General features: G+C 40.9%; 5 protein-coding genes and 1 riboswitch. Of the genes, 2 read left to right on the top strand and 3 right to left on the bottom strand.

Translation table 11 applies throughout. The features are described 5' to 3' along the window. Window positions 1–257: 257 nt before the first annotated feature. The gene (gene mgtA, locus GWD08_RS08375) at window positions 258–2,876 is read right to left on the bottom strand and encodes a magnesium-translocating P-type ATPase (RefSeq protein WP_159565219.1); all 2,619 of its coding nucleotides are present in this window, start codon (window positions 2,874–2,876) and stop codon (window positions 258–260) included. Window positions 2,877–3,337: 461 nt separating this feature from the next. On the opposite strand from mgtA, the gene GWD08_RS08870 reads away from it, so the two are divergent. Then, window positions 3,338–3,469 carry a tautomerase family protein gene (locus tag GWD08_RS08870; protein WP_268892453.1) on the top strand — a complete coding sequence of 44 codons (132 nt, stop codon included), beginning with the start codon at window positions 3,338–3,340 and terminating at the stop codon, window positions 3,467–3,469. Between the two features lie 75 nt (window positions 3,470–3,544). Then, window positions 3,545–4,480 (top strand): FAD:protein FMN transferase, encoded by a 936-nt coding sequence (locus tag GWD08_RS08370; protein ID WP_159565221.1) that lies wholly within the window; start codon window positions 3,545–3,547, stop codon window positions 4,478–4,480. Window positions 4,481–4,776: 296 nt separating this feature from the next. On the opposite strand, the gene GWD08_RS08365 is transcribed toward GWD08_RS08370, so the two are convergent. Continuing rightward, window positions 4,777–6,075 carry a nucleobase:cation symporter-2 family protein gene (locus tag GWD08_RS08365; protein WP_159565217.1) on the bottom strand — a complete coding sequence of 433 codons (1,299 nt, stop codon included), beginning with the start codon at window positions 6,073–6,075 and terminating at the stop codon, window positions 4,777–4,779. A 1-nt stretch (window position 6,076) separates the two neighbouring features. Continuing rightward, window positions 6,077–6,658, bottom strand: a complete 582-nt coding sequence (locus tag GWD08_RS08360; protein WP_159545237.1) for a xanthine phosphoribosyltransferase — start codon at window positions 6,656–6,658, stop codon at window positions 6,077–6,079. Between the two features lie 81 nt (window positions 6,659–6,739). Next, window positions 6,740–6,835, bottom strand: a riboswitch (purine riboswitch). Between the last annotated feature and the right edge of the window lie 184 nt (window positions 6,836–7,019).

The raw sequence follows: 7,019 nt of genomic DNA, 5'->3' as shown, positions 1-7,019 counted from the left end.
ATAACTATAGTATAACATACATTGCCGTTCACAACAACAAATAGAGATAAAAAAATCAAAAGAAATACCGCTGTTATCGCAAAAACAACCCCTGCGAAGTCAATTAACTGATAAACTCGGGATTATATCATAATTTAATCGGCTTTGCCTGAGGAGTTTTTTACTAATCAATTACGCCTAAAAACCAAAAGCCTTCCACCTAGTCTCACCAATGCAAAAAAGATAGCCAGGCTACCTTTTTTAAAGATCTTGCTTAGTTAGTTTTTGGCTTTTTTAGACAGGTTTTTATAATACAGCCACTTGCCAATCTGCAGACTGAAACAATAAGCAAAAACTATCATCAACCACCACATCAAGTAAGGAGTCTGAATACGATACAATTGAATCATGTTTCCTAAAGGCGTTAACAGTAAAATGGCTCCCGCGGCTAATGCGCTAAATGTTGCAAGAAAAACAGGGAGTGAGGCATTGCTCTTAATGAAAGGAAGCTTTTTTGTTCGTAAAATATGAAAGGCTAACGCCTGTGTGGCCAAAGATTCGATAAACCAAGCTGACTGAAAGAACGGAGCCTGAATGGGTGTTTGGTAATGCATGACAAACCATAAAATAGCAAAAGTCGTCACATCAAAAAGCGAAGAAATCGGACCGATCCGTAAGGCGAATTGGGCCAGACCCTTGGTATCCCACTTTACAGGATGAGCAATCTCTTGCTCATCAACACAATCCCAGGGCGTTGCTAATTGGGACAAATCATAAATCAAATTAAGTGTTAGCAACTGGGTTGATAGCATTGGTAAAAAAGGAAGAAAGGCTGAGGCCACTAGGACCGAAAAAACATTGCCAAAGTTAGAGGATAGGGTAATTCGGAGGTATTTCATCATATTAGAGAAAATACTGCGCCCCTCAACCACGGCTGTCTCCAAAACTTGCAAGGATTTTTCAAGGAGAATAATCGAACTTGCTTCTTTCGTAATATCTGCTGCTGTATCAACTGATATTCCCACATCTGCTGCCCTTAAAGCCGGAGCATCATTGATACCATCACCCATAAAGCCAACGGTATTTGCCTGACGCAATATATCAATAATCCGCGCTTTTTGTAGGGGCGATAGCTTTGCAAATAGGTGGGCTTGCATAGCGGCATCAAACAATTCTTGATCAGACATGGCATCAATATCTGCGCCTAAGTAATAGGTGGCCACCGGTATGCCGACATCAGCACACACTTTTTTGGCAACAATGGCGTTATCTCCGGTTAGAACCTTAACGGCTACTCCATGCTTGTGCAGACTCTCGATTGCTGTCTTAGCACTTGCTTTTGCGGGGTCCAGAAAGCCCAGAAAGCCTATCAGGGTCATCTTTTCTTCAGCACCTTCATCAAAGTTTGCTAGCTCTTCTTCTGTTAACAAACGTTGGGCAACAGTTAGCACCCGCATCCCTTCTTTGTTCATGTCTTTGGAAACGTTCCGAAAGGCCTTTCGTTTTTCTGGAGTAATAGGGACATCTCGGCCCTCAAGCCGCATATGGGTACAAATAGCTTCGACTTCTTCTACTGCACCTTTGGTGACCATTAAAATCTTATTATCTTCTCGAACAACAACAGATAAGCGCCTCCGTTGAAAATCAAAAGGAATCTCATCAACTTTTTGCATATGGGAGTAATCAAATTCCCGTGGATGCTTATTGAAATATTGGATAACAGCAATATCCATGAGATTTTTCCAGCCAGTTTGAAAATAAGAATTGACAAAGGCAGCATGTAAAACATGGCGTTTCTTTTCCCCTAGAGGTCCGACATAAGACATCATCACCACGCGGTCTTCTGTTATCGTACCTGTCTTATCGGTACATAAAATAGTCATTGAACCCAGATTTTGAATAGCTGATAATTGCTTAACAATGACTTTTTGCTTAGAAAGGGCAACTGCTCCTTTGGCAAGGTTGGTATTAACGACCATAGGCAGCATTTCAGGTGTTAGTCCAACTGCCACTGCGATGGCAAAAAAGAAGGCATCTAGCGGCGACGATTTGGTCAGCCAGTTAATGATAAACACAAGGGGAAATAAGATGGCAACCATGGTCAGTAATAAATGCGATATACGATTGAGTCCCTTGTCAAATGCAGAGGGAACCTTAGCGTTGGTTGATGATTTGCTAGCAATATCACCAAACAGCGTTTGCCTACCGGTTTTTACAATGAGAATATCGCCAGTACCTGATAAAACATCTGTGCCCATAAACAAAATATTAGGGACATCAATACTAGAGACATGTTCCCAATCTATCTGCTCCTTTGCATCCAAATACTCTAATAAGCATTTTTCTATAGGATAGGATTCGCCAGTTAGACTGGATTGATTGATAAAAAGATCTTTTGAATTTAACAAGATGCTATCTGCTGGAACCATGTCACCTGTTTGGAGGTGAATAATGTCACCAGGAACCACTTCATCCATAGGAATTTCATGAAAAATGCCATTTCGTTTAACATTTGTTGTGTTTTCAATCATCTCACGAAGGGCAGTTGATGCCTTTTGGCTTTTATATTCCTGCACAAAGGCAACGATAGCTGAAAGAATAATCATCACACACATATAACCAGCTGGTTCTATATCACCGGTCACAACCGAAACAATAGCCAAAAAAGCCAGCACAAGCGAAAAGGGATTGCAAAAAGCATGCCACAAAATAATATACCAGGCAATTTCTTGTTGCGCTGCAATGACATTAGGACCATATTGGTCAAGCCGATCCTGTGCCTGTTCACTAGTAAGTCCTGTAAACTGTGTCTGGAAGCGTTGAAACAATTCTGTACGGGTAAGTTGAGCAAACTGCATTAAGGCATTGTCTTTTTTTCCTTGAGTCATTTTAGCCATATTGAGGTTCTCCCTGCTTCAAAATAGAAACAGTTTTCTTTTGGTTTTAGGAATTGCTTTTCATAAAGAGGCAGTAAAATAAAGGGGTGACAGCTAAGGTTCAGGATTTTTTTGCTGTCAGATGCTTATCAAGGCTTACGCGTATTTGTTATAGAGTCTATTGTTAATACTGAGCTTATGCTTATTGCCATTACTAATAACGCACTGATTGTAAACAAGAAAGCTTAAAAAAAGATTAAGTTAGCCAGCTTATCTAAATAGCATGGTTGTTTAGGTTAAAAGAATAAGAATGATAAAAAAGAGTATTGCCCAAAAGTATCGCATTTTTTTGAGCAACATGCTAAAATAATCTACAACTTATAAACGAAAACCACTCATGCCATTTGTGATCATTAGATTATTTAAAGGACGCTCATAGACCAAAAGACGCAACTCATCAAGGAAACCATTGAGGTGAGTGAGTGTCTGCCTGGCTGATTACTTCAAAGACGCCCGTCCATGTTTTTATTTCTGCCTTACCAAAAGGCAGTTATTTCCCGGCTAGTCAGATAGAAAAAGGCAATATTAGACCAGCTAGTCAAGCAAGCAAATAAGTAATCGCTTGCTTTTAGTCCATCATATATAAGACCAGACAAGTGCAGATGACAATAAGATTAGGAGGTGATTATCTGTATTTAACACATCAACTCAAACTGATGGGAACCCAGATTGACATTGCAGTTGACGCTACAGAACCTCAAAAACACCTTGCCCACGTTGTAGAACTGCTCCATCACTATAAAAAGCGTTTTAGTGCCAATGATTGGGATTCTGAATTAATGGTTATCAATGACAAGGCAGGAATCAAGGAAGTTGTCGTTAATTCGGAACTTTATGAACTGATTGCTCTAGGAAAATACCATAGCTTAGCGCAGCCTAGTAATCTTAATATAGCCATTGGACCCTTGGTGCAAACGTGGCGGATTGGCTTTAGCGATGCTCGATTGCCCGCGCAGGATACTATAGCTGCTAAAATGCCTCTGACTAATCCTAGAGATATTCTGCTTAATCCAAGTAAACACAGTGTTTATCTGCGTCACAAAGGTATGAAAATTGATTTAGGGGCACTGGCCAAAGGCTATATCGCCGATCAGGTGATCGCTTATTTAGCGCGGCAGGCTGCTACTGCTTTCATTAACCTTGGTGGAAATGTGCTTGTCTATGGTGATAATCCCAAACGCGCCGATGGCTTTTGGTTTATTGGTATTCAAGATCCGGACAAACCACGTGGTCAAATAGTGGGAAGGATTAAACTAAAAAACCAATCCGTTGTCACCTCGGGCATCTACGAACGCCGTTTAGTAGTTCAGGGGCGGTCCTACCATCATCTTTTTGATCGAGTTACGGGCTATCCGATACAGACACCAATGGCTAGTTTGACAGTCGTTGCTGATGCATCAATTGATTGCGAGATTTGGACGACAAGATTATTTGGCTTGCCCATCAACCAAGCACTTGAGCTTTTGAATCAAACGCCTGGTATTGAGGGACTAATCATCACAAAAGACCGAAAGCTTCTGCTTTCTGATGGCTTGGGCTCCTGTTTTTACGCAGTTTATCAGTAAATCTTACCTCAAAACCTTTTGCCTCAAGCCCTGTCGCCCAGTGACAGCTTGGCTTAGACGAAGGAACATTGCTTTTCACTCACATAGGCATACCTGGTCTGCCATCCCAAGTATCTCAGCTGTCCAAATACTTGGACGGTGGCTGTCATTTTAATCAAAAAGACACTCAAGCATGCTCAAGACTGATATGTGTCCAGGATTCTGGGTACATATCAGACCGAGTTACTTGGAGTGTCCTTTTTTAATCTGAAAATCATCACAACCAAGAGCGAAGCTGATTGGTCAGAAAGTGCCGATCAGTCTCTATCCACCAGAACTGAGGTCTTATCTTTAATTTTACCATTGAAAATTAGGTTTAAGAGCACTGCTGTTACCGTAGCAACAACAATGCCATTGGTTAGAAACATATTGACAGTGGTAGGTAAGCTAGCAAATAAATGCGTGCCGTTAAAGCCTAGGCCAGCGGCAATGGAGACGGCCGCAATAATAAAATGATGCTCATTATTTTCAAAGTCAACACGATTTAGCATCTGAATGCCTTGCAGGGCAACCATACCAAACAAGACTAACATTGCTCCTCCAAGCACGGGACTAGGAATCATTTGAGCAAGGGCACCAAATTTAGGCAAAAGACCAATAATCACAAGAAACAATGCGGTGTAATAAATGGGACGTCGTGTCTTAATGCCAGAAAGTCGGACCAAGCCAACGTTTTGTGAAAAACCAGTGTAAGGAAAGGTGTTAAAAATACCACCCATCAATACAGCCAGTCCCTCAGCGCGGTAGCCATTACGTAACCGCTGACTGTCAAGCTTTTCTTGAGTAATATCTGATAAGGCTAAATAAACACCGGTAGATTCAACCATCGAAACGGTGGCAATAATACACATCATGATAATGGAAGTTACCTCAAATTTTGGGGCCCCGAAATAAAACGGCGTTGGAACATGTACCCATGGTGCGTTTGCCACCGCAGAAGTATCCACTAGTCCCATGCCGGCTGCTAAGAGGGTCCCTGAAACAAGGCCTATTAAAATGGCGATTGATTTGAGAAAACCCCTAGCACATTTTTGTACCAGCAAGATGATAAAAATGGTGGCCAGAGCTAAAATCATGCTTTGAGCGCTTGGTTGATCGGCGTTGTCCCCCATATTACCCACCGCCACAGGAATGAGTGATAAACCAATAGTGGTAATCACAGAACCAGTGACGATAGCTGGAAAGAAGCGCGCGATTTTTGAAAAAATACCAGCAACAAGAATCACGTAAATCCCTGAGGCAATCAAAGCGCCAAACATAGCACCTGATCCCTGATGAGCTCCAATAATGGATAAGGGAGCAACTGACTGAAAGGCACACCCTAAGACGACAGGCAAGCCAACACCGAAGTATTTGTTGAGCTGCAATTGTAAAAAGGTTGCCACGCCACACATAAAAATATCGGTGGAAATCAAGTAGGTTAATTCTTTTGCGGAATAACCCAGGGCCCCTGCAATCATAATGGGAACTAAAATTGATCCAGCATACATTGATAAGAGATGTTGAATACCCAAAATTGCTGATTGGGAATGTGAATGAGCGTAATGTTCTGACATGCTATGCATCAGCCTCCATAAAGTTTAATTGTCCATTTTCAAAGCTAGCAATTCGTGCTAGTGAGGTCACAGGGATGCCGCTTTCTTCAATCAATGAGCGACCTGGTTGGAAGGATTTTTCAATGACAATGCCAACACCAACCACGCTGGCGCCAGCTTGGCCAATTATATCAATCAAGCCTTTTGCAGCTTGGCCATTTGCCAAAAAGTCATCAATAATCAGTACCTTATCTTCTTTTGAGAGGAATTTACTAGAAATCGAAACGGTACTAGTAACCTGCTTGGTAAATGAATAGACTTCAGCTGTCAAAATGCCTTCTGTCATGGTAATGTTTTTATGCTTTTTTGCAAAGATCATGGGAACATTAAGGGCTTCAGCAGCATAAAGGGCTGGTGCGATACCAGATGCTTCAATCGTAACGACTTTTGTAATGCCAGCTTGTGCATAATGATCAGCAAAGACTGCACCGATAGCTTTCATCAACTTGTAATCCACTTGGTGGGTTAAAAATTGATCAACCTTTAAGATGTCTTTGCCCAAGATATTACCATCTTGTAAAATACGTTTCTCCAATAGTTCCATGACTTCCTCTTTTCTAAAAAACAAAAAAACTTGCCACAAGTAAAGGTCTTAAACACTTTAGTTGTAATGGTAAAAACCAAGCAAGCTTAAAAGCTTACTTATTGTTAGACATTCCGGTGTCTTGTAGAAACACTGTGCCAATTCACAGTATAAATAAGTAATTGATTATTCAATTGTTCTGTAAGGTATGTTTTATTGTAACATTTTTTTGATAATTTTCAACACGTATTTTAAATGAATCATTCCCGTAGTTAGTTATTCCATAGCCATCATAGCTTTTCAAACCCTCAAAAAAGAAAAATCGCCACGTTAAGTAGCGATTTCAGATTGAAGACAAAGCTCTAGGAATTGATTTTTCTAG

This window comes from Streptococcus halichoeri, from assembly GCF_009870755.1.
GTDB lineage: Bacteria > Bacillota > Bacilli > Lactobacillales > Streptococcaceae > Streptococcus > Streptococcus halichoeri.
Note: the sequence above shows the minus strand (reverse complement) of the source record. Positions and strands in the feature narration are given on the sequence as shown.